The organism is Pradoshia eiseniae (assembly GCF_002946355.1).
GTDB lineage: Bacteria > Bacillota > Bacilli > Bacillales > Pradoshiaceae > Pradoshia > Pradoshia eiseniae.
The window spans coordinates 166,994-190,344 of the sequence record NZ_PKOZ01000001.1 but is presented as its reverse complement, the minus strand read 5'-3'; the positions used below and the strand labels follow the sequence as shown (position 1 = coordinate 190,344).

Annotated in this window: 27 protein-coding genes; 10 read left to right on the top strand and 17 right to left on the bottom strand. The window is 43.4% G+C overall.

Annotated elements, in window-relative coordinates; translation table 11 throughout:
• Positions 1-38: 38 nt before the first annotated feature.
• Positions 39-647 (bottom strand): superoxide dismutase, encoded by a 609-nt coding sequence (locus tag CYL18_RS00945; RefSeq protein WP_104847596.1) that lies wholly within the window; start codon positions 645-647, stop codon positions 39-41.
• A 121-nt stretch (positions 648-768) separates the two neighbouring features.
• Positions 769-1,248, bottom strand: a complete 480-nt coding sequence (locus CYL18_RS00940) for a DUF456 domain-containing protein (protein ID WP_104847595.1) — start codon at positions 1,246-1,248, stop codon at positions 769-771.
• A gap of 140 nt (positions 1,249-1,388) precedes the next feature.
• On the opposite strand from CYL18_RS00940, the gene CYL18_RS00935 reads away from it, so the two are divergent.
• The 3 genes from CYL18_RS00935 (at position 1,389) to ispG (ending at position 3,856) form a co-directional block, all read left to right on the top strand.
• The gene (locus tag CYL18_RS00935; RefSeq protein WP_104847594.1) at positions 1,389-2,168 is read left to right on the top strand and encodes a DUF1189 domain-containing protein; all 780 of its coding nucleotides are present in this window, start codon (positions 1,389-1,391) and stop codon (positions 2,166-2,168) included.
• Positions 2,169-2,329: 161 nt separating this feature from the next.
• Complete coding sequence (locus CYL18_RS00930) at positions 2,330-2,626, top strand: LysM peptidoglycan-binding domain-containing protein (protein WP_104847593.1); 297 nt, start codon at positions 2,330-2,332, stop codon at positions 2,624-2,626.
• A gap of 108 nt (positions 2,627-2,734) precedes the next feature.
• Positions 2,735-3,856: a flavodoxin-dependent (E)-4-hydroxy-3-methylbut-2-enyl-diphosphate synthase gene (gene ispG / locus CYL18_RS00925; protein ID WP_104847592.1), complete on the top strand. Its 1,122-nt coding sequence runs from the start codon at positions 2,735-2,737 to the stop codon at positions 3,854-3,856.
• Between the two features lie 47 nt (positions 3,857-3,903).
• Here ispG and CYL18_RS00920 read toward each other — a convergent pair whose 3' ends face one another.
• Positions 3,904-4,197 (bottom strand): hypothetical protein, encoded by a 294-nt coding sequence (locus tag CYL18_RS00920; RefSeq protein WP_104847591.1) that lies wholly within the window; start codon positions 4,195-4,197, stop codon positions 3,904-3,906.
• A 148-nt stretch (positions 4,198-4,345) separates the two neighbouring features.
• On the opposite strand from CYL18_RS00920, the gene CYL18_RS00915 reads away from it, so the two are divergent.
• Positions 4,346-4,927 carry a 5' nucleotidase, NT5C type gene (locus CYL18_RS00915; protein WP_104847590.1) on the top strand — a complete coding sequence of 194 codons (582 nt, stop codon included), beginning with the start codon at positions 4,346-4,348 and terminating at the stop codon, positions 4,925-4,927.
• Between the two features lie 158 nt (positions 4,928-5,085).
• Here the strand turns inward: CYL18_RS00915 and CYL18_RS00910 are convergent, their stop codons facing one another.
• The 4 genes from CYL18_RS00910 to CYL18_RS00895 form a co-directional block, all read right to left on the bottom strand.
• Complete coding sequence (locus CYL18_RS00910; RefSeq protein WP_104847589.1) at positions 5,086-5,571, bottom strand: YbaK/EbsC family protein; 486 nt, start codon at positions 5,569-5,571, stop codon at positions 5,086-5,088.
• A 91-nt stretch (positions 5,572-5,662) separates the two neighbouring features.
• Positions 5,663-6,082, bottom strand: a complete 420-nt coding sequence (locus tag CYL18_RS00905) for a Fur family transcriptional regulator (protein ID WP_104847588.1) — start codon at positions 6,080-6,082, stop codon at positions 5,663-5,665.
• Positions 6,083-6,094: 12 nt separating this feature from the next.
• Positions 6,095-6,931 (bottom strand): metal ABC transporter permease, encoded by an 837-nt coding sequence (locus CYL18_RS00900; protein WP_104847587.1) that lies wholly within the window; start codon positions 6,929-6,931, stop codon positions 6,095-6,097.
• A 15-nt stretch (positions 6,932-6,946) separates the two neighbouring features.
• A complete protein-coding gene (locus CYL18_RS00895; protein WP_201741221.1) occupies positions 6,947-7,702 on the bottom strand; it encodes a metal ABC transporter ATP-binding protein in 756 nt (251 codons plus the stop codon).
• Between the two features lie 147 nt (positions 7,703-7,849).
• On the opposite strand from CYL18_RS00895, the gene CYL18_RS00890 reads away from it, so the two are divergent.
• A complete protein-coding gene (locus tag CYL18_RS00890; protein WP_104847585.1) occupies positions 7,850-8,107 on the top strand; it encodes a DUF2624 family protein in 258 nt (85 codons plus the stop codon).
• Positions 8,108-8,174: 67 nt separating this feature from the next.
• Here the strand turns inward: CYL18_RS00890 and CYL18_RS00885 are convergent, their stop codons facing one another.
• Both CYL18_RS00885 and CYL18_RS00880 read right to left on the bottom strand, forming a co-directional pair.
• Positions 8,175-9,068: a deoxyribonuclease IV gene (locus CYL18_RS00885; protein ID WP_104848311.1), complete on the bottom strand. Its 894-nt coding sequence runs from the start codon at positions 9,066-9,068 to the stop codon at positions 8,175-8,177.
• A gap of 21 nt (positions 9,069-9,089) precedes the next feature.
• Positions 9,090-10,397, bottom strand: coding sequence for a DEAD/DEAH box helicase (locus tag CYL18_RS00880; RefSeq protein WP_104847584.1), 1,308 nt, complete (start codon positions 10,395-10,397; stop codon positions 9,090-9,092).
• Positions 10,398-10,606: 209 nt separating this feature from the next.
• Here CYL18_RS00880 and CYL18_RS00875 point away from each other — a divergent pair, with 209 nt between their 5' ends.
• On the top strand, positions 10,607-11,206 hold the full coding sequence (locus CYL18_RS00875) for a YqfQ family protein (RefSeq protein WP_236636183.1): 600 nt from the start codon (positions 10,607-10,609) through the stop codon (positions 11,204-11,206).
• 170 nt (positions 11,207-11,376) lie between these two features.
• Positions 11,377-12,318 (top strand): 4-hydroxy-3-methylbut-2-enyl diphosphate reductase, encoded by a 942-nt coding sequence (locus tag CYL18_RS00870; protein ID WP_104847583.1) that lies wholly within the window; start codon positions 11,377-11,379, stop codon positions 12,316-12,318.
• Between the two features lie 66 nt (positions 12,319-12,384).
• Here the strand turns inward: CYL18_RS00870 and CYL18_RS00865 are convergent, their stop codons facing one another.
• Together CYL18_RS00865 and CYL18_RS00860 are read right to left on the bottom strand one after the other, a co-directional pair.
• Positions 12,385-13,506, bottom strand: a complete 1,122-nt coding sequence (locus CYL18_RS00865) for a Nif3-like dinuclear metal center hexameric protein (protein WP_104847582.1) — start codon at positions 13,504-13,506, stop codon at positions 12,385-12,387.
• Entirely contained in the window at positions 13,503-14,213 is a 711-nt protein-coding gene (locus tag CYL18_RS00860) for a tRNA (adenine(22)-N(1))-methyltransferase (protein WP_104847581.1), read from the bottom strand. The genes CYL18_RS00865 and CYL18_RS00860 overlap by 4 nt, the downstream gene beginning before the upstream one ends.
• A 180-nt stretch (positions 14,214-14,393) precedes the next feature.
• Between CYL18_RS00860 and CYL18_RS00855 the strand changes: the two genes are divergently transcribed.
• From CYL18_RS00855 to CYL18_RS00845, 3 genes are read left to right on the top strand one after another with little or no spacing between them, the layout of a single operon-like run.
• A complete protein-coding gene (locus CYL18_RS00855) occupies positions 14,394-15,200 on the top strand; it encodes a GDSL-type esterase/lipase family protein (RefSeq protein ID WP_104847580.1) in 807 nt (268 codons plus the stop codon).
• Between the two features lie 4 nt (positions 15,201-15,204).
• Positions 15,205-16,119, top strand: coding sequence for an ABC transporter ATP-binding protein (locus CYL18_RS00850; RefSeq protein ID WP_104847579.1), 915 nt, complete (start codon positions 15,205-15,207; stop codon positions 16,117-16,119).
• Complete coding sequence (locus CYL18_RS00845) at positions 16,116-17,108, top strand: ABC transporter permease (protein ID WP_104847578.1); 993 nt, start codon at positions 16,116-16,118, stop codon at positions 17,106-17,108. Before CYL18_RS00850 ends, CYL18_RS00845 begins: the two co-directional genes overlap by 4 nt.
• 59 nt (positions 17,109-17,167) lie before the next feature.
• Here the strand turns inward: CYL18_RS00845 and cccA are convergent, their stop codons facing one another.
• The 6 genes from cccA to CYL18_RS00815 form a co-directional block, all read right to left on the bottom strand.
• On the bottom strand, positions 17,168-17,524 hold the full coding sequence (cccA, locus tag CYL18_RS00840; protein ID WP_104847577.1) for a cytochrome c550: 357 nt from the start codon (positions 17,522-17,524) through the stop codon (positions 17,168-17,170).
• A 365-nt stretch (positions 17,525-17,889) separates the two neighbouring features.
• Positions 17,890-19,026 (bottom strand): RNA polymerase sigma factor RpoD, encoded by a 1,137-nt coding sequence (gene rpoD / locus CYL18_RS00835; protein WP_104847576.1) that lies wholly within the window; start codon positions 19,024-19,026, stop codon positions 17,890-17,892.
• Positions 19,027-19,064: 38 nt separating this feature from the next.
• Entirely contained in the window at positions 19,065-20,876 is a 1,812-nt protein-coding gene (gene dnaG / locus CYL18_RS00830; RefSeq protein WP_104847575.1) for a DNA primase, read from the bottom strand.
• A 54-nt stretch (positions 20,877-20,930) separates the two neighbouring features.
• Entirely contained in the window at positions 20,931-21,410 is a 480-nt protein-coding gene (locus CYL18_RS00825) for a YaiI/YqxD family protein (protein WP_104847574.1), read from the bottom strand.
• 243 nt (positions 21,411-21,653) lie between these two features.
• Positions 21,654-22,460, bottom strand: a complete 807-nt coding sequence (locus CYL18_RS00820) for a pyruvate, water dikinase regulatory protein (protein WP_104847573.1) — start codon at positions 22,458-22,460, stop codon at positions 21,654-21,656.
• 43 nt (positions 22,461-22,503) lie between these two features.
• Positions 22,504-23,133, bottom strand: a complete 630-nt coding sequence (locus CYL18_RS00815) for a helix-turn-helix transcriptional regulator (RefSeq protein ID WP_104847572.1) — start codon at positions 23,131-23,133, stop codon at positions 22,504-22,506.
• Between the last annotated feature and the right edge of the window lie 218 nt (positions 23,134-23,351).

The following is a 23,351-nucleotide window of genomic DNA, read 5'->3' as shown; positions in this document are numbered from 1 at the left end:
CTCAAGGCTCCGGTTTCCAAAACACTTAAAAGGCTGTCTTATTTTGCGCTTGCGTAACGTTTAGATACTTCATCCCAGTTAACAACATTCCAGAAGGATGCGATGTATTCTGGACGACGGTTTTGGTAGTTTAGGTAGTACGCATGCTCCCAAACATCAAGACCAAGGATCGGTGTTTTTCCTTCCATTAATGGAGAATCTTGATTTGCTGTGCTAGAAAGTTCTAGCTCGCCGTCTTTAACAGTCAACCATGCCCAGCCGGAGCCGAAACGAGTTGTCGCTGCTTTAGCAAACTCTTCTTTGAAGCTTTCAAAGCTTCCGAATTTAGCTGCGATTGCTTCTGCTAGTTCGCCAGTTGGCTCACCGCCGCCGTTTGGAGAAAGCAATTCCCAGAATAGGGAGTGGTTAGCGTGACCGCCGCCATTGTTGCGTACAGCTGTACGGATATTTTCAGGAACAGACTCAATATTAGCTAGTAATTCTTCTAAGCTCTTGCCTGCTAAGTCTTCTTGTCCTTCAAGTGCTGCATTTAAATTTGTAACATACGTGTTATGATGTTTTGTGTGGTGAATATTCATTGTTTCTTTGTCAATATGTGGTTCTAATGCATCATACTCGTACGGTAATTGTGGTAAAGAAAATGCCATTGTAACATTCCTCCTAATATCGTCAATAATTAACACTTACAGACAATTTTGTCAATTTGACCGAAGTGATTAATTCTAGAGTACCAATCATCGCCATTATTTTCAATAGAAATGCTTACGTTTATATAGCGATGAAAAAGTAAATAATCATAATCGTTTGAATGACCAATTTGGTGATTGTGCTCCCTACAAAACCGATAACAGAGCCTAGACCAATGGCAGCTGCAGTCTTGATGGGCTTGCGATGGACCAAGAGCTCCGCAATGACAGCCCCGGCAAATGGCCCGATGATGATACCGAATCCTGGTATAATGAAGGGGCCCGCCAGCAATCCAATCGTACTCCCCCATACCCCTGCCTTAGAACCGCCATATTTCTTCACACCCAATAAATTAGCTAAATAATCAGCGAAGAATAATAATAGGACAAACATGCCCTGCACAACCCAGAATAGCCAGTTAAATTGGTCAAACGAGAAAAACAGCCCGTACGCAAGCATTCCGCCTAGAATACAAAGCACACCCGGAATAATTGGGAATATAAGTCCTATGAACCCTATGACAAATAATGCCCAAATAACGAGCCAGTAGATCCACTCCACTCTTTGTCCCCTCCCTTTCGTTTCATTTATACCTACAGTTTACCCCAACTCTGCCGCACTGCCGAGCGAACTGCCTTGTAATATTGACCTAAGGCAGATAGAATAAAGAATGATATTAGAAAAAGGTGTTGTAGCCCAAGATGAATATTTTTGCTCAATTAGTTAAAAGCCTTTACTCGCCTAAGGATATTGCCAAATATCGCTTCCAAGGCATCGGTAAAACAATTTTTTACGTATTCTTCCTTACATTCATTATGATCTTGCCGCTCGCCACATATACCACAATGGCTGCACTAACGAATGTAAGTGAATTCAGCACGACATTAAAAACAGACATTCCGCCATTCGAAATCAAAGATGGCACTCTTTACTCAGATGCCGAAACGCCCCAGCGAATTGAAAAGGATGATTTCACGCTTCAGTTTGACAGTACCGGCACCTTGAATGCCTCAGACTTGAATAACTCAAGTGATGTCACAGTCGGCCTGTTAAAGAATAAGGCAGTCCTCGTAGTTAACGGTCAAGCACAGGAGCTAGAATACTCCTTGATTCCTGGGCTTAACCTAAATAATGAATCGGCAAGTGAATACATAGAAAACGCGAAAGCTTCCCTATATTTAGTCATTGCTCTTGTCATTCTTGTCATGTACGTGATGACAGCAGCGCTTCAATTCCTTGAAGTGACATTGCTCGCTTATTTCGGCGGCCTATTCGCCGCCATACTTGGCCGTCGAATCAATTTCGGCCAGCAATGGCGTCTTGCCGCATACAGCTTTACGCTTTCAGTTGTGTTCTTTACGATTATGGAATTCATTCAAGTTCCAGTCGTTGGCGACTTCTATGTGAAATGGTTTATTAGCCTGATGATGCTATATATGGCTATCAAGGAATTGCCTGTGCCAAAGAAACCAAAAGCTTAGCCTTTATTGGCGAAGATGAGCGAATGCCCGGATCATTTCCGGGCATTTTCTATTTGCTCTCGATCATCCAGCCAAAAAAGATAGAGAAATCAATCCAACTCTATTCTATTCACTCTCTTATCCGCATATAATCTAGTAAAAGGGAAAGGCAGGAGGAGAAGATGGTCAAAAAACTACTTATTTTCCTTGGTTGCTGCATTGTCATCTATTCTGTCTACTATGACCTGACATACGGCACCTTGCCAAAAGCAACTCCAGCCGCTGTGGATAAAACCAAAGAAACCTACTATAATATAAAAGTGGAGCCTGGCGATACCGTCATCTCCTTAATAGAAGAAAAAGAAGGGACACTTCCTGTTCCTATTGAACAGATTATTAAAGACTTCCGTACTTTAAATAATGGATTGAGCCCTGAGGAAATTAAAATTGGCCAGACATACAAACTGAAGAATTATTAAGGAGATTGCCAATCTCTTTAATTGTAATTACATGGCAACCGTTGATACAATATATTAGAAATGCTTTGTTTGCATAGAGGCAATTCGCCTAAAAGGAGAGAATGATCAGTGAGTGAATTAATACATCGTACCAAAACCCGCCCCGTGAAAGTTGGTCACTTAACAATCGGAGGCAACGATGAAGTCATTATACAGAGTATGACCACAACGAAGACACATGATGTGGAAGCAACCGTCGCGGAAATCAAACGATTGGAAGAAGCCGGCTGCCAAATCGTACGGGTTGCCTGCCCGGATGAGCGTGCCGCACGTGCAATTGCCGATATTAAGAAACAAATTAATATCCCGCTTGTCGTTGATATCCACTTCGACTATAAATTAGCTTTAATCGCAATTGAAGGCGGAGCTGACAAGATTCGAATCAATCCGGGTAATATCGGCCGCCGCGAAAAGGTAGAGGCTGTTGTACAAGCCGCTAAGGCAAAAGGAATTCCTATCCGAATTGGCGTGAATGCCGGTTCGCTTGAGCGCAAGATTTTGGAGAAATACGGCTATCCAACAGCAGATGGAATGGTAGAGAGTGCCCTTCATCATATCAAGATCCTGGAAGACCTCGATTTCCATGATATTATCGTATCCATGAAAGCCTCAGACGTACGCCTGGCTATCGAAGCATACGAGAAAGCAGCCCAAGCCTTTGATTATCCGCTTCACTTAGGAATTACGGAATCCGGCACCTTGTTCTCCGGCACTGTAAAAAGTGCTGCAGGAATCGGCGCCCTCTTAAGCAAAGGGATCGGGAACACGCTTCGCATTTCCTTAAGTGCGGATCCTGTTGAAGAAGTCAAGGTTGCGCGTGAACTATTGAAAGTTTTTGGTCTTTCCGCTAACTCAGCAACATTAATTTCCTGCCCGACTTGCGGACGTATTGAAATCGATTTAATTTCCATTGCCAATGAGGTCGATGAATATATTCAAAAGATTAAAGCCCCAATAAAGGTAGCCGTTCTTGGCTGCGCGGTCAACGGACCTGGTGAAGCCAGGGAAGCTGACATAGGAATTGCCGGTGCGAGAGGCGAAGGGCTTTTATTCCGTAAAGGAAAGATCGTACGAAAAGTTCCTGAAGCCATTATGGTTGATGAATTGAAGAAAGAAATCGATATCCTAGCTGAAGAATACTACGAGAAAGAACGTCTAGAAAAGGAACAAGCAAATACCGTCATTGAATAATGCACGCAAAAACAGGAGCTGTGAACGCAGCTCCTGTTTTTATTTACCTAAAAGAAAGGATAGACGAATAAACCTGCCAAAACTGAAAAAAGACTAATCAAGACAGCCGGAATTCCAAAAATCCGAAGGCTTCTTTTTATAGCGGTAATCCCTGTCAAAAATCCCATCAAACCAAATATGACGGGATAAAGAAATAAAGATATAATGGACAGAAGAATGGCGATATAGCCAATCATCGGTTTTTTTTGTTGAATAGCTTCAGCAGCCGGTCTTTCATCATTTTTGCGCATCGAGGTAATTTGCCGATGCGAGTTGGCCATTCTTCCATTCCGCTTCGACAATGCCTTCTCCCCCTTTTATGTTGATGAAGCAATTCTAGTGTTCTCATGAAGGCGAAAAGTCATAAGGAGAAGATGTTGCAAAAAGCAACAAAATATAGCATGAATGCGGAAGATTTCATATGTACAATTACTTGGAGGAATAACCATAATGAAAAAACAAAAGCGATTTGGAATCGATATTGACGGGACTGTAACTTGCCAGGAAGCACTGCTTCCGTTCATAAATGAGGCTTTTAAGCTGCAGCTAACCCTTGATGATATCACGGAATATGAATTAACACCTTTTGTAGACGTCCCCGCCCTTGAATTTCAACAATGGTTTAAGGAGCAGGAGCCGAGGATATACACAGAATCGCCAATGGCCGCTTATGCCGGGCAAGTTTTGAACGAATGGAAGGAAAGCTATGAGCTCTATTTCATTAGTGCCCGCAGTGAAAACCTGCTGCCTGTCACAAAGCAATGGTTTGATAAGCATGATTTGCTATACCATCATATCGAGCTGATTGGCAGCCATGACAAGATTGCTTCAGCCAAAAAACATCGTGTGGATCTATTCTTTGAGGATAAGCATGATAATGCTGTCGCTATTGCAGAGGAATGCCGCATTCCGGTCCTGCTATTTGATGCACCATACAATCGGATGGCCGTACCTGAAAATGTGGTTCGCGTTAATGACTGGATTGAGGCAAAGGCATGGGTGGACCGCTGGAGACAGGAAACAGCTGAATAAGACCAATATAAGGCTGAGCCGAGAGCTTCATTTTACAAGCTTGCGTGCTCAGCCCTTTGGTTTTGATAAGCTTTTTCGGTAGAATTCGCCCATCCTGAGAAGTAACGTTTACAGCTCAAAAAAACAGCGGAACGAATCCGCCGTCTGCCTTTTTTATTTCATGCTATCGAAAGCATGCACACCTCAATCCCCAGATGATGGGCAAACATCTTCATATCCCTTACTGTCATAAAGAGCGTCTTTGTATTCACATCCGGATGAAAGGTAACAATCATATCAGGCCCAAACGCATCATCTAGGATGAGTTGAACATCACGGGCCTGCTCATTCAGGAGCCCGAAGACCGACACAACACCCGGGACAGTGCCAAGCTTGTCTCTTAGCAACGTCTCTGAAGCGAATTTTATACGCTTTTCACCCAAGGATTCAGCCAGATGATGCAGATTGATTCGTTTCCCTTCATCTGTGACGACTAAGTAATAGGCAGTCTTCTTTTGGTTAGTCAGGAATAATGTTTTCGTCCGCACACCACTCTTCCCTGCAATATATTCAGAAGCTTGTTCCGTCGAAGTCGCAGGAGGATGCTCCACTACTTCAAAAACGATTCCCATTCTATCCAAAGTCTCAAAAACCTTCTTATCCATATCTATACGCCCTCCCTTCTATAAAAACCATATCATATAAAAAAGCCGCAACATGTGAGTTATTACACACATTGCGGCTTTATAATTAAGCTCATGGATGCGGCTGGCAATCCGGGCACACCCCATAGATCTCGAATTTATGCCCAGAGATTTCATAACCACTTAAATCTTCTTTGATGTGTTCCATCGGACATGCATCAATATGTCGGGTCTTTCCGCATTCCATGCAAATGAAATGGTGATGATGATGACTGCCCTCACACGCAAAGCGGAAGCATTTTTCGCCTGAAAGCTCTGTTGCCTCAAGAATGCCAAGCTTCACGTACAGCGACAGATTACGATAGATGGTATCATAGCTCATGCCTGGATAAGAACTCTTTAATTGTTCGAGAACATCCTTGGCCGTTAAATACCGGTTGCTTTTGGAGAAGAGAGTTAACATATCCTCTCGTTTCTCTGTATATTTATATCCTTCGTTCTTTAGCAATTGAAGCGCTCTTTGTACATCCACAAGAATTCCTCCTCATCGGTTCACTTGCCATTTCTTGAATAGAATCGTTGCGAGTAAAACCAAGATGGCCAAGACGACAATGGTTCCTCCAGGAGCCAGATTCAAATAATAGGCACTAAACAATCCGCCAATTACGGCAATCTCCCCAAATAGAATAGACACAAAAATGGTTTGCTTGAAGCTCTTGGCAACCTTCAGGGCAGCTGCCACCGGAAGAGTCATCAGCGCTGAGACAAGCAGCACACCGACAATTCGCATTGAGATAGCAATGACTAGCGCCACAAGGACAATAAAGATAAAATGAATGGTTTTAGCAGATATGCCGGATGTCTTGGCATGCTCCTCATCAAATGATAGAAGAAACAGTTCTTTATATAAGAAAATAACTGTAAAGACTACAATGATACTAATGATTGTGATTACCCAAAGATCCGTACGGCTGACTGCACTCACGCTGCCGAATAAATAGCTGAATAAATCGACGTTAAAGCCGTTCGCCATCGAAATGAAGATAGCTCCCAGACCCACTCCTCCAGAGAGAATTATCGGTATCGCCAGCTCTTGGTAATGTTTATACACGCTTCGCAGACGTTCGATAAATAAGGAGCCACCAACCGAAAAGCCCATTCCCAAATAGAGCGGATTCAGATTGGCGAACATTGCCGGGAATTCCTTGCTCAAAAGCAAGCTTGCTGCTATTCCCGTTAAGGTTACATGGCTAAGCGCATCCGCAATCAAGGATAGCTTACGAACCACAATGAAAACACCGAGCAAGGGAGCGATGACCCCTATGATTAAACCTGAAATAAAGGCATTTTGTAAAAATTCATACTGAAACATTGCTAGCATACTATTTCCTCCACATTAATGATCATGCTTTAAAGTGTAGACATCATGACCATAGAAAGCTGACATATCCTGATTATTCAATTCCTCATATTCATAGGAGTCGCCATGAAAATGCAGCTGCTTATTTAAGCAGGCAATATGAGTCGCCTTCTCTGTAATGGTGCCCGTATCATGGGTAACCAAGATGAGGGTTAAGCCAAGATTACGATTCAATTCAAATAAAAGGTCATAGAAGTTGGATACATTTCGTACATCCACACCGACAGTTGGCTCATCAAGAATCAATAATTCCGGATCACTGACAAGCGCCCTTGCAATGAAAACACGCTGCTGCTGCCCGCCTGAAAGGTCGCCAATCGTGCGATGTAAAAAATTCTCCATCCCCACTTCCTTCAATGCTTGAAAAACCTTCTCGCGGTGTTTCTTCTTATAGAAGCGGAAAAGGCCAATCTTCTTCGTCAATCCGCTTGCGACAACTTCCTCGACTGTCGCCGGAAATCCGCTGTTAAATGAATTGGCCTTCTGAGATACATATCCGATTCTTTCCCAATTCTTAAAGCGATTGATTTTCTCGCCAAATAAATAAATCTCACCTTGCTGCACTCGATTGATTCCAAGGATGAGCTTTAATAAAGTGGATTTGCCTGACCCGTTCGGTCCGACAATAGTGAGGAAATCCCCCTCCCTTACAGTCAGGTTAATATCCTCGAGGACATCTTCTTGTTCATATTTATACGTTATATGGTCTAATTTGATTATTTCTTCTTTCATAATCTCCCGCCTGTTAATAAGAATGATTACGATTTACAAAAGTAGTATACAGGAGCAGACTGTGAATGTAAACCTATTTACTTAACATTTGCTGATTTGGTTCATTTTAGACGCACCCTCTCATAATGTAACTATGGGGTGATAGGAATGAAGCTATTCGAAACGATTATCAACATGAAGCTTAACCGCATTACGACAGGTGAATTGCTTAGCTTTTCCGCTCAGCAAGGGGTTACCCTGTCCAATTCAGAGGCCGAGCAAATCGTTCGCTTATTGAAAGGAAAATCCATAAATATTTTTGATGAGTCGCAACGAAAGGAATTACTCGTACAGATTGAGCAAATTGTTGGCTCTAACAGGGCAAAGCAAATTGAACAATTGTTCTATAGTCTGACCGGCAACTGAAGGGAAAGAATAGAGGCCAAATCAGCAGGTGATTTGGCCTCTATATATACCGGGAAGAGCTTCAACTTTAGACCATTTGGCCAAGCATCATCTCTTGGAAATTGGTCCAATTTCCGTCCTTTAACATGTCAATCTCATATTTGTATGGAGCCTTCTTGTTATTCTTGTCAGTACCGACATAAGGTGTCTCCAAAATCTTCGGAATGTCCGCAAGCTGCGGATGGTGGACAATATAATGAAGCGGCTTAAAGCCTATCTTGCCATAGCCGATATTTTCATGCCGATCCTTTCTCATCCCGCATTCATTCTTGCTGTCATTGATATGCAGCACCTTAATATTCTGTACACCGATTAATTTATCAAATTCATTTAAAACCCCGTCAAAATCCTCAACGATATTATAGCCGGCATCATGCGTATGGCATGTATCAAAGCATACGCTAAGCCTGTCGTTATGGGTAACACCATCAAAAATCATCGCCAGCTCCTCAAAGCTTCGTCCGCACTCTGAGCCTTTACCAGCCATCGTTTCAAGAGCAATCTGTACATCCTGCCCCGGAATGATAACTTCATTGAGTCCCTCAATGATTCTTTTAATGCCGATTTCAGATCCTTCACCAACATGTGCCCCTGGATGAAGGACAATTTGCTTAGCACCAATCGCTTCTGTTCGCTCAATTTCTGAACGAAGGAAATCGACACCAAGCTGGTAGGTAGCCGGGTTAACCGCATTGCCAATATTGATAATATATGGGGCATGGACAACGATATCGCTAATACCGTTCGCTTCCATATGCTTTCTGCCCTCATCAATATTCAGCTCTTCAATTTTCTTTCTGCGTGTATTCTGAGGCGCACCTGTATAAATCATGAAGGTGTTCGCTCCGTAAGATGCGGCTTCCGCACTTGCTGCTAGAAGCATTTTCTTTCCGCTCATCGATACATGCGAGCCTATTTTCAATGCCGTCAATGACTATACCCCCTACTTTTTCTTTAAGCGTCTTTCTCTCTTCTTTATTTTTTCCACTTCTGCTTTTACTTTCTTCTTATAGCCTGGTTTCACTTTACGTAAATGCTTGGAGAATTTCCCATACTTCTTCACTTCTCCAGCCTTGGATGTGTCTTTACGTTTTTTCCGTTTATTGCGGTCATCAATCTCAACCCATTCACCCTTCACAACATCGCGATTCAAGAAGGTAATGCCCATGGCTTCTAACTTCCGCAGCGCTTCTTCATCCTTTTCCTCAAACAAGGTAATCGCAAGGCCAGACATACCGGCACGTGCCGTCCGGCCTGCACGGTGAATATAGAAATCTAAGTCCTGCGGGATTTCATAGTTAATAACATGACTGACGCCTTCAATATCAATTCCTCGTGCCGCCAAATCCGTTGCGACTACATATTGATATTTCAAGGAGTTGATTTCTTTCATGACGCGCTTTCTCTCACGCGCTGGTAAATTGCCGTGTAAGCGTCCGACTTGGAGTCCTTTCTCTAACAAGGAATCCGCCAGTTCATCAGCATTCTGCTTAGTATTGGCAAATACAAGCGCAAGGAAAGGGTTTTGCAGGGCTAGGATTTCCTTCACTAATTTCGCTTTGTCGCGGTGTCTGACAGGAACGAGTATATGCTGTAGCTTGTCCACTGATGCTTTCTTCGGATCAACGTGGATATGCTTTGGATTATTCATATATTTCTTCAGGAATGGCTGCAGCTTCTCAGGAATCGTTGCAGAGAAGACCAGCATTTGCAATTCCGGCGCCATTCTCGCGGCTACCTTATCAACATCCTCCATAAACCCTAAATCAATCATGAGATCTGCTTCATCCACTACAAGCGTATTGGCAGAGTATACTACAAGCGCATTTTCCTCAATCAAATCTTTAATGCGCCCAGGTGTTCCAATCACCAATTGCGGCTGAACGGTCAATTTATCAATCGAACGCTGCTTATCAGTACCGCCCACATAACTTTTTATATGAATTTGTTTATCTTCCGGAAATTTTTCGTTCAGCTCTGTCGCAGCCTTGTAAATTTGTGAGGCAAGCTCCCGTGTCGGAGCAGTAATGACTGCCTGTACGGCTGATTCTTCCACTTGAATGCGGGTCATGATCGGCAAGAGGAAGGAATGCGTTTTCCCCGTTCCTGTTTGGGACTGGCCGATAATGCTTTTGCCGCTTAATACGGAAGGAATGACCCGTTCCTGAATGACTGTCGGTTCCTTGAAACCAACCTTCTCAACAGCCTCCAACACATGGTCCGGCAATTTGAATAATGTAAATGAACTCATTTTTAACCAACTTTCTCAACATGCTTAACACATATCCTTTTATCCTTTTCATATTACCTTATGTTAACTAGTATTCACAAGTTTTTAACGGATTAAAAGCCTATTCTTCTAACTCAAGGCACTTATCCACACTCGTCCGACATACCATATAAGGAACCGTGCAAGATGAGTTTTAGCGGTTAGACTACAGGGAGAAAGGAGGCGAACAAATGCCACCAATGAGACCACCAATGTTCCTTCCTCCACGCGGGGGAGGCATGATCCGGCCTGGCATGATGGCCCCCAGGGGAATGATGGGTGCTGCAAACAACGCCGGCGCTGCTGGAGCAAGAGGATTATTTGCCCGCGGGGCACAAGGAGCTGCCGCAGGAGCACCGCGCAGCGGCGGAATCCTCTCCTCTCTATTCGGACGCGGCGGAGGTGCTGCAGGCAATGCAGTAACAGCCGCTCGTTCCGTCACAGGCGCTGCCGGATCTGCAGCCCAAGGAGGAGCTTCCTTGACGAATATCATGAACGGCACACAAAAGGTCCTCGCCGCAGGAGAAAGAATCGTTCCTATGGTCCGTCAAGTACAGCAATACGGACCACTGATCAAGAATCTTCCTTCCATGTGGAAAATGTACAGAGGGCTGAAAGCAGCTGACACAGCTGCTGATTCTGCCGAAACGGAAACGCCAGCAGTTGACGACATAAGCACAGTGCATGAGGAAACTGCTTCTGCAGCAACATTGTCAACAGAAGAAGAAACGATAAAAGCTGCACCGAAAAGCTCAGCTTCAAAACCATCCGTACCAAAATTGTTCATTTAATGAATTTTGCCCTGCATGCGGGGCATTTTTTATGCGGACAAGCTTCCAGCGGTCCTGTTATTTCCTCCTCTTCAACTTCTTTTTTTGTAAGTTTCCATGCTCTCGATTATAATATAGAGAACACATACCCTTTTACAGGGTTCAATGAGCAAGGAGGCTGTATATTCTTAATGAAAGTAACTAAAATTTCCCCGCGCGGATATTGCTACGGTGTTGTTGATGCGATGGTCATCGCTCGAAATGCCGCTTTAGATAAAACATTACCTAGGCCGATTTATATATTAGGCATGATTGTTCACAATCAGCATGTGACAGAAGCGTTTGAACAAGAAGGAATCATTACGCTCGATGGGAAAGACCGCAAAGAAATTATTGAAAAGGTCAATTCTGGTACAGTCATTTTTACGGCCCATGGCATTTCTCCTGAGGTACGTGAGATCGCCAAACAAAAAGGACTTGTAACTATTGATGCTACCTGTCCGGATGTAACGGCGACACACAATCTGATTGAGGCCAAGGAAAAAGAAGGCTATGACATTATTTATATTGGCAAAAAGGGACATCCAGAGCCTGAAGGCGCTGTTGGTGTCGCTCCAAAGATTGTCCATTTGGTAGAAAGCAAAGAGGACATTGACAACCTCAACATTGCTAACGACAAGATTATTGTCACAAACCAAACGACAATGAGCCAATGGGATGTTGCCGATCTAATCGACGAAGTGAAGCAGAAATACCCTGGAGCCGAAATTCATAAAGAAATCTGCATGGCAACCCAGGTTCGCCAGGAAGCTGTTGCCGAACAAGCGAAGGATTTGGATGTCGTCATTGTCGTTGGAGATCCAAAGAGCAATAACTCCAACCGCCTCGCCCAGGTTTCTGAAGAAATAGCAGGCACAACCGCCTATCGGATCGCTGATGTCAGCGAATTGAACATCGATTGGATCAAGGATGCCGAGAAGGTCGGCGTGACAGCAGGAGCTTCCACCCCGACTCCTATTACGAAAGAAGTTATCACTTTCCTTGAGCAATTTGATGCAAATGACCCTTCTACCTGGATACATGAGAAGCAAGTTCCTTTGTCTAAGATTTTGCCTAAGGTGAAAGTGAAATAAATAGGAAAACAAAAGGCCATGAACCTATCATTAGTTCATGGCCTTATCTATTAATAGTGTCATTTCTTATATAACCTGGAATGGGTCCGTATCAATAATTGATGCGCTCCACTCCATCTCAAATCCGGCTGTTTTGCAAAGAGCATCCATCTTGGAGGCAACGCCTTTTTTCATGATTTTCTCTACATTATGGCCAGGGTCTATGATATTCATACCCTCTTGCTTGAAGTCGACCGCTGTATGGTAATAAATATCGCCCGTTACGAATACGTCCGCTCCCTTAAATTGGGCTGTGCGGACAAATTTATCCCCGGTCCCTCCCAGTACGGCCACTTTTTTAATCTGGGCAGTTAAATCGCCCGTTACACGCACGGTCTTCACATCAAACGCCATCTTCACCTTCTCGGCAAACTCTCGCAAGGTCATCGTCTCTGGCAGCATGCCGACTCGTCCTAAGCCAAGCTCCTTATCACCTTGGTTGTCGAGCGTATACAAATCATAGGCCACCTCTTCATACGGATGCGCATTCAGCATGGCCCGTATCACTTTATTGACCAGGGGCTCAGGCACCACGACCTCAACCTTCACCTCCTGCACCGCCTCAAGCTTCCCTTCAACACCGATATGCGGGTTAGCATGCTCATCAGGCTTAAACCGTCCAATCCCTTCAGCAGAAAAGCTGCAATGGCTGTAATGCCCTAAATGGCCGGCACCTGCTTGAGCTAGTGCCTCTCGCACCTTTTCCTCGGCTTCGGCCGGCACATAGACAGCCAATTTCTTTAAGCCTTCCCGATAAGTTGGAGCAAGAACCGTGAAATCTTGAAGCCCAAGAGCCTCCGCCAGCATATCATTGACTCCGCCTTCAGCCACATCTAAGTTCGTATGAGCCGCATACAGGGTAATATCATGCTTGATTAGCTTCTCAATGACTCTTCCATGGGGATGGCTGAAATCAATCTTCTTTAACGGCCGGAAAATAAATGGATGATGGGCTAAAATCATGTCAGCTCCGCCGGCAATTGCCTCATCCACAACGTCTTCTGTCACATCAAGCGCAATTAGCACCTTGCTGATCTTCTTGGAAAGCGTTCCGACCTGAAGGCCGATAGGGTCTCCATCCTCTGCCAGATATTTTGGCGAGAAACTCTCGAATAATTGAATGACCTCATAGCCGTTTGGAATCTTCATCTCTCAAGCGCCTCCTCCACAATTTCAATTAAGCGGGTAAGCTCCTCTTTCTTCTCTAAAGAACGTTCATTTCCGCTCTCTTCTACCTGTTTGATAATTCTTCGCCAATGAGTCAATTCCTGGTTCCATTTTTTCTTGAATACTTCATTTTGCCCTTTTAGCAAATAAGGTCCCATCAGTATGGCAGCCTCTTCGTTTAACCCGGCATAAGGCTGATGAGGCTCACCTTTTTCGGCAACCAAAATCTCATAAATCTTTCCATCTTCCTCGAGGATTTCCTCTCCCGTCAATTGCCAGCCCTCATCCATAAGCCATGTTCGAATGAACTGCGCACCAATGTTCGGCTGTAAAATAAGACGTTCCTGACCAGACAGCTTCTCCTTGCCCTCATCAAGAATACGGGTGATCAAGGAACCGCCCATTCCGCAAATCGTGATGGCGCTTGCTTCTCCCGGACTCAGTACCTCTAGCCCATTTCCTTTGCGGACAGCTATTCGCTCCTCTAAGCCCGATTCCTTAACCTGCGTGATGGCTGATTGGTACGGCCCTTCTACTACCTCACCTGCAATAGCTTGAGATGCAAGCTCTTCTTTAATGGCATAACAAGGCAAATAGGCATGGTCGGACCCGATATCTGCCAAGATGGCCCCGCCTGGAATATACGTTGATACTCGTTCAAGTCTTTTCGATAATTTATCTACATTCATCTTTTATGCTCCACTCTATGTATATCATTGATTTCTATAGTATAAGAAAACTCTGTAATGAATGCAAAGGTCTTTCATTCTTCCTCATGTTTTCATCAGACGGAAAATTTTGGTTTAATAATAATAGACAAGAGAAAACTAAGGGGAGAATCATGAAATAATCAAAAGAAGGTGATATAGATGAAAAAATGGTGGATGCCTGCTTTCCTGCTCATTACAGGCCTTATGGTCTCTGTACTCCTCCTAATTGGTTTCCTGCAAGCTACAGCGGCTGTTCTCGAGCCAAATAAATTAAACAGCGCCAATTACCAAATGGAACCTGAAACAGAGCAAGCAGCAGAGGATGAGAAACTCTCTATCGTCGCTCTTGGTGATTCGCTCACGCGAGGCATAGGTGATGACTCTGACCAAGGATATGTGAAAAGACTAACCCGTACATTGACAGATGAGTACAATCAGGATATTTCTCTCGCAAATTTATCCGTAAGCGGTGCAAAGACTGGCGACCTCGCCTCTCTCCTGCAAACTCCCGGAGCCAATCATGCCATCTCAAAGGCAGATATCATTCTTATGACAATCGGTGGCAATGATTTATTTCCCGGTGTGGAAGGATTGACGGCTGAGAATCTGGCTGACTATGCCCCAGATACTGATGCCTTTGAAACGAATAGCCGAAAGATACTCGACAGACTCCGGGAGCAAAATGCCGATGCCCCTATCTATTGGATCAGCCTTTATAACCCATTTGAGGATTTGACTGTACTCGGAGACACCTCACAATTCGTCATTAATTGGAATTACCAGCTGCAAATGCTTGCTTCTCAATATGAGAATTTGGTTATTATCCCGGTCTTTGACTTATTTCAAGGGCAAGTAAAGGAATTTCTATATACCGACCATTTTCACCCTAATGCCAAAGGCTATGAAGCCATTGCTGAAAGATTGACACAAGCAATTGTAAGTCAACAGCAGTTAAGAGAGGAGTGAAGGCATGGAATCTGTTTTGAAAGTGGAGCATCTTACAAAGCTTGTGAAAGGGAAAAAGTTAGTGGATGATGTGAGCTTTTCAGTCCAACCCGGTGAAATTTTCGGCTTTCTCGGACCAAACGGAGCTGGAAAAACGACGACAATCCGCATGCTAGTCGGTCTAATCAAGCCGAGCAGCGGGAAAATCACCTTAGGCGGACATAATGTGCAAACATCCTTCAAGCAAGCGATGCGGCAAGTCGGCTCTATCGTTGAGAACCCAGAATTGTATGGGTATTTAACCGGCTGGGAGAATTTGAGACAATTTTCACGCATGCTTGGCGGAATCCCAGAAGAACGAATTCAAGAAACCGTCAAACAAGTCAAACTGGATATGCGCATCCACGAGAAAGTCAAAACCTACTCTCTCGGCATGAAGCAACGGCTCGGAATTGCACAGGCTCTCCTCGGAAACCCAAACTTATTAATACTTGATGAGCCAACGAATGGCCTTGATCCTTCTGGCATAAGAGAATTGCGAACCTTCGTCAGAAATCTTGTTCAGGAGAGTCAGATCAGCGTTTTCATCTCCAGTCATCTCTTAAGTGAAATCCAGCTTATGTGTGACCGTGTGGCTATTATCAATAAAGGAAAGATGATCACTATAGCTGAGGTCAGCGAGCTTATCGGAACTTCGAGCGATCGCGTGGAATGGAAAGCAACCCCTTTGAACGAAGCCTTCTCCCTCCTTGAAAGTATGGAAGAGGTCCATGAAGCAGCCATTAAAGAAGACCGTATTTTCTGCACAGTTGATCCGGCCACTGTCAGCCAGTGTACCCGATTGCTGGTTGAAAACGGCATAGAAGTCCATTCCGTAAACGAAAAGCCGCTTACCCTAGAGGAATTATTTATGGATTTAACGAAGGAGGAACAAGCATGATGGAATTCTCGAGGCTTCTCCTAAACGAAATGGAGAAGCTATACAAGAAAAAGCGGCTTGCGGCCATCATTCTCATCCTTCTTGTCCTCATCCCTATCTTCATTTATGCACAAGATGCACAGATGAAGCAGCGCGAGAAGCGGCTTGGCACGAATGATTGGCGAATCGTTCTCCAGCAAAGCATCATAGATAGTCAGAACAGGCTCCAAAGCAGCGGAATCCCTGAGGAGTGGAAAAATCAGCTTACAATCATGATTGATCAGCAGCAATATTATCTTGACCATGATATTAATCCAAATTCACCCGGGGCTCCTACCTTTGTGCGTGAATTCTTGAGTGAGGGAATTGCAATGTTCATCCCGCTCCTTGTTATGATTATTGCCATCGATCTCGTCAGTGGGGAACGGAGTGACGGCACCATCAAAATTCTCCTCACACGCCCCATAAAGAGATGGAAGATTCTCTTGAGCAAGTATGTTACCCTCTTGCTCTCCGTTTCTCTCATTATCCTTTTGGTCTTGATCATGTCCTATTTGCTCGCGGGTATGTTCTTTCACTTTGACGGGTTAAAAATCCCAGTCGCAACCGGATTTGCCATTGAAAATGGCGCGTTAGTGACCGAATCCATCAAACTAGTTCCTCAATGGCAGTATATCCTAATGATTGCTGGACTTGCCTGGTTCGTCGGGGTAATTACTGGAACCATTAGTTTTATGGTATCTGTGCTCGTGCGTAACACTTCTATCGGGATGGGCATCATGTTTGCTGCCCTGATTGCCGGAGCCATTTTAAAAGGATTTGCGAGCGCATGGGCAGGCGCCAAGTATATTTTCAGTGTTAACCTTGATTTAACGGACTACTTATCCGGAAATTTACCAATGGTTGAAGGCTTGTCCCTCGACTTCTCCATCATGATTCTTGCCATCTGGGGAATTGCCGCCTTATGCGTCGCCTTCGTCGTCTTTACGCGTCAGGATATGTTCAGCTAAAAAGCATTCAATAAAGAAGAGGCACCCAGCGGATGCCTCTTCTTTTTTTGAATATACACTTATTCCAGGCCAGCGATAAATTCAACCATTTCATCAACCTTGTCCTCTGGCACGAGTCCTCCAGGCATGATGCCTTTACCATTGACAATACGATCTTTGATCAGTTCCTTGTCCTTTACTCCGACTAACTTAGGACCGGCTCCGCCTTCGTAATTACCCCCGTGACAGCTCAAGCATTGATTTTTATAAATATCCTCTGGCTTATCATTGCTAGCTGTTTCTTCCGTTTTTTCATTTCCCTCTTTTTCCTTTGCCATCTTATCTGCATCCCCTATGCCTTTGATTGACAGGAAAAAGACGAGTGTTAGACCAAGAACCATAATGACGATATATGGCATAACTGCATTGTTTTTCATATATTAGCTCCCCTCCCCTATGCGGCTGCATATGACAATAGTTTACAATACCAATCCCTATTTTACTTTAAAAACCATTTTTGGAAAAGTAAAAGGTGAAATTTATGAAAAATTTTACGATTTCTAGCTGACTGCTCCACCTCGCATATAACTCATGAGGATGACTATCAGTGTATGCCTTCTATAAGGACATTACCTTGCCTGTATAGGCTTCAAAATCAACTTTGAGGGTGTTTACATGCAGAGCATCAATCTAACGTCTAAGGCATAAATATGACGATTCTGACTATGCATGCTCCAAAATTGAAAAAAGCCCGCTAAAATTTCAAGCGGGCTTCCATCACATTGACAATATATGTTATATTCTATTCTAAGAAATCCTTTAAACGTTTGCTGCGGCTTGGGTGACGTAACTTGCGCAGCGCCTTAGCTTCAATTTGTCTGATACGCTCGCGTGTTACACCGAATACCTTACCAACTTCTTCAAGTGTGCGCGTTCTGCCGTCATCAAGACCGAAGCGTAAGCGAAGTACATTTTCTTCACGATCTGTGAGTGTGTCAAGGACATCTTCCAATTGTTCTTTCAAGAGTTCATAGGCCGCATGATCTGAAGGAGACGTGGCATCTTGGTCTTCAATGAAATCGCCAAGATGTGAATCATCTTCTTCCCCAATTGGCGTTTCAAGTGAGACCGGCTCTTGAGCAATCTTCAAGATTTCACGCACCTTCTCAGGCGTTAAGTCCATTTCTTCGGCAATTTCTTCAGGAGACGGTTCTCGTCCTAAATCCTGCAATAATTGGCGTTGAACACGAATAAGTTTGTTGATGGTTTCAACCATATGAACAGGGATACGAATGGTTCTAGCCTGGTCCGCAATTGCACGTGTAATTGCCTGACGAATCCACCATGTAGCATACGTACTGAACTTAAAGCCTTTGCGGTAATCAAATTTCTCAACTGCTTTGATAAGACCCATATTTCCTTCTTGTATCAAATCAAGGAACAGCATCCCGCGTCCGACATAACGTTTTGCGATGCTGACAACGAGACGGAGGTTTGCTTCAGCAAGACGGCGTTTAGCTTCTTCGTCACCTTCTTCGATACGTTCGGCAAGAAGAATTTCTTCCTCAGCGGAAAGGAGGTCTACACGCCCGATTTCTTTAAGATACATACGCACCGGATCATTGATTTTGACACCTGGAGGAACGCTTAAGTCATTCAGGTCAAATTCTTCTTCTTTTTCGAGTTCCTGTGTATCAGGATTCTCATCATCTGCATCAGCTTCGCTCACTATATCAACACCTTGCTCACCAAGGTATTCATAAAATTCATCCATTTGCTCAGAATCAAGCACAAAACTGGAAAGTCGCTCAGCTATGTCTTCATATGTTAGCTGGCCTCTTTTCTTACCAAGCTCTGTAACAAATTCTTTTGTCTGGTCCAATGTCATATCTGTGATGTCTACTGCTTTTTCTTTGGAACGTGCTGACTTTTCAGCCATTTGTTCCCCTCCTTCTCAATCCACTTCTTTTACTTCCGTCATAAAGAATTTCTTAGCGCTATCAACTCTTTCCCTAATTCAGCTGCCCGGATAAAATCCAATCGCTTTTCAGCCTCAAGTTGTTCCGCTTTTTTTTCTTTAATAACCATTAACTGTTTATATTTAATAATTTGGTTAACGTAATCCAGTAATTCCTGTTCGCTCGGCTCGTGATGGAAATCCATCATTTCAATCTCGGTGACAATCTTCCTTAAATTCGCATCCGGAAGGAAGTGAAGGAAAAGACTCGCATCTGCTTCATGACCTTCCTCATAAAACGCAAATAAATAAGTAATAATCGCCTGGTGGTCGTCATGGTTCATTTCCATTCCGTCGAGCATTTTTTGGATGCGATAGGCCATTTCCCTGTCATGAAGCATTAGAGCCAGTAAAGTCTCCTCTGCTTTTAGATGAGCAGGCTTCATCCCTTTTCTTCTTGGGGATGGCATCGCTTGAAAAGAAGCAGCCTGTGCTTGTTTAGGCGCCACTTTCTTATGTTTACCCACTTTGCTCTGCTGATTAAGCAAGGATTCCAGTGAAAGCGTAAATTCTGCCGCAATTTGTCTTAAGTAGAATTCCCTTTCCACTTCACTGTCTATCTTTGCTGTTTCTCGAAGGACGCTTTCAATATAATCCATCTTATCGCCTTCATTTGCAAAGTTTTTGCCTCTCTTATGATAAATCATCTTGAAAGAGATATACGTATGGGCTGCCCCTATTATATCGGTTTGGAACTTTTCCTCTCCAAACTCCTTGATATAGTCATCGGGATCATATCCATTTGGCATAAGGGCGATCTTGACATGCATGCCATGGTCACGAATCATATCAGCTGTTTTATTCGCCGCCTCAATTCCAGGGGCATCCGAATCATAGCAGATGATAATAGTATCTGTGCTCCGCTTTAATAGCTGGATATGCTGTTCCGTCAGTGCGGTACCCATCGTTGCGATTCCATTATGCACTAATGCCCGATCAGCAGAAATACAATCCGCAAACCCTTCAAACAAGACCGCCGCCCCTTTCTTACGAATAAAGGGGCGCGCAAGATGATAATTATAAACGACTTTACTTTTATTAAACAGGGGAGTTTCAGGACTGTTTAAATATTTTGGTTCATCCCCTTTGACAAGTGCACGTCCTGAGAAGGCGATCGTTTTCCCTTGTCTGTCGAAGATCGGAAACATGATTCGGTTCCTGAAGCGGTCGAAGTAATTCTCGCCGTTTTCTCTTCTGACAAGTAAGCCGGCACTCTCCATCCGTTCAATGGAGAAATCCCTTTTCTTTAGGAAATTATGCACATAATCCCAAGAATCTAATGAATAACCTAACTGAAACTTTTCAATAGATTCCATTGTGAAACCTCTTTGAAGTAAATATTCCAGCGCTTCCTGACCTTGCTTTGTGTTTACAAGCAAATGATGGTAGAATTTCCTTAAAAGGTCATGAGCTTCATACATATCATTGAGCGCATGCTTTTGTTTTTGTCCTTCAGAGGATTCATTCACATTAATCTCTAAAGGTATGTTAACCCTTTCTGCGAGGCTTCTTGCAGCTTCAGCGAAGGAATATCCTTCTATATCCATTAAAAAGGTAAAAACATTTCCGCCAGCTCCGCATCCGAAGCAATGAAAGATTTGTTTATCCGGTGCAACGGAGAAGGATGGGCTGTTTTCATTGTGAAATGGGCATAGACCAAAATAGTTTCGGCCTTGCTTCTTCAGCTGGACATATTCGCCAACCACATCAACAATGTCATTCTTACTGCGAATCTCATTCACGGTATCTTCTGGGATTAACTGATTTTTCAATTGTTTAACACCTATTTCATTATGGGTCTGAATATTGTAATTCTATATCAGTTGCTAAAATCCTTCAATTTTCGACAATATTTTTTTTAGTGTTTTCATGAAAGCGGATTTATCAATCATCTTTATCTTTTTGGGACCCTTTTCATACCTGCCAGCCCTTCTTGCCTTAGCATGCAAATGCCTCGTTTCAAGAAATTGATCAATTTCGCTATCCTTGATCTCTTTTCCTCTCGAGGTTATCACATGAGCATGCTTAGCCAGGCAACCAGCCGCCAGCCCTAAATCCTCGGTGATAACGATATCACCTTTCCTTACATGATTTAATATATAAAAGTCTGCAGAATCCCGACCTGGCTCAACCCATATCCAAGTAACACCGGGATAACGATCGGTTGTATTTGTATAAGCTGCCACAAATTTGATGTCCACATCATAAGGCTCACATACTTGTTGAACCTCGGTCTTCACTGGGCAAGCGTCCGCATCTACGTAAATCGTTAAATGACTCTTCTTTTGTATTTCTACATCTCTCATCTTAATCCTTCTTTTTTAAGGACAGTTTGTCCGAATGTCGAATAATTTTCCTCAGGATTCCTTGACTTTTTTATATACGATGCTTATTCTAGTTTATTCCTTTATAAATAAGTCTAAACCTAAAGCAGGATATTTTATCACAATTTTTTATTATAGAACAAATCGCTTTAAATTTCCACCCTTTTATTACATGGTAATTGATACCACAAAATGAAGTAAAAAAACATGCTTTCGCATGCTCTTTTAGTTTCGTTTGCTAATGATATCGATAATGATGTTTGCCGTTTCTTCAACCGCTTTATTCGTAACGTCGACCACTGGGCAATTCAGCCGATTCACAATCCTGTCAAAATAATCAAGTTCTTCATGAATCCGCTCCATGTTCGCATAAACAGCATTATCATTAAGCCCCAATGATTTTAGGCGTTCCTTCCTGATATGGTTAAGCTTATCAGCACTTATCCTCAGTCCGATGCACTTCTTCGGATCGATATCAAATAACTCCTCTGGCGGTTCCACCTCAGGTACCAATGGCACATTGGCTACCTTGACCCGTTTATGGGCAAGAAACTGAGACAATGGTGTCTTGGATGTTCTAGATACCCCGATTAAGATGACATCAGCCTTCAGGATGCCTTTTGGGTCCCTGCCGTCGTCATATTTTACGGCAAATTCAATTGCTTCTACTCTTTTGAAATAATTCTCATCCAATTTGCGGACAAGACCTGGCTTATTTAATGCGCTTGTTCCGTATTTTTGCTCAAGAATATCAATCAAGGGGCCGATAATGTCATAAGCTACGACATTCATCTTGGCTGCCCTTTCTTTCATATATGAGCGGATTTCCGGCTTCACTAATGTATAAGCAATCACGCCATTATTGATTTCTGCCAGACTCAGCACCTCATCAATGGTTGAAACATCCTCCACGAATGGAATGCGCTTCAAGATAATGTTCTCACCGCTGAATTGACTGACGGCTGCTTTTGTTACTAAGTCAGCTGTTTCTCCAACTGAATCTGAAACAACATAAATCATAGACTGTTCCATAAGCATCCTCCATGCATTACCGGGCTGCTGCCGCCCTTACCCATTATTCACTGGCTAAGGCAACGAAAGCCTTGGCTATATTCGTTTTTGTTATTCGTCCGACCACTTCAAACCCCTTATCAATCTGTTTCACGACCGGTAAAGCGTCAATTTGTTTCTCAATGAGCTTCTCGGCAACATCTATCAGATAATCTTCTTTAGTACACACCGTGATATTTGGCATACGCGTCATAATGATGTGCACAGGAATAGTAGTTAAGTCCTGCTTACCGAGGCTAGCACGCAATAAGTCCTTACGTGACAATACACCTACGAGCAGGGACTCTTTATCGACGACAAATAACGTACCGACGTCCTCAAGAAACATGGTGCAAATTGCGTCATAGACCGTCATACCTTCACCTACGACGACCGGAATAGACTGATAATCCCCGACAAGTAGCTTCTTCAAGTTATCTGCCAAAAGCTGTGTTTCCGTTTTTCCTGTATAAAAATAGCCTACTCTTGGCCTGGCATCTAAATATCCAGCCATTGTGAGGATTGCTAAGTCTGGACGCAATGTTGCACGGGTCAAATTTAATTGATCGGCAATATGTTCACCAGTAATGGGACCATTATCCTTTACGATCTGCAATATATGTTCCTGTCTTTTTGTTAATTCTATTGTACTCACCACCCTAAAGTGCCATAACACTTCACTGTTCTTTAGTATATATTATATACTATTTATTCATGAAGTGTAATTAATCATCCTAAACTTAAAATAAGCCTACCCAAAAAAGAATGAACACATTCGAACAATTCTTCTATGGGCGGGCTTTTTTCTTTAGGCAGTGTTGAGCATGTATGCCTGAATCCCCATCTGTTAGAAGGGGCTTCGGGAGCCTAAGG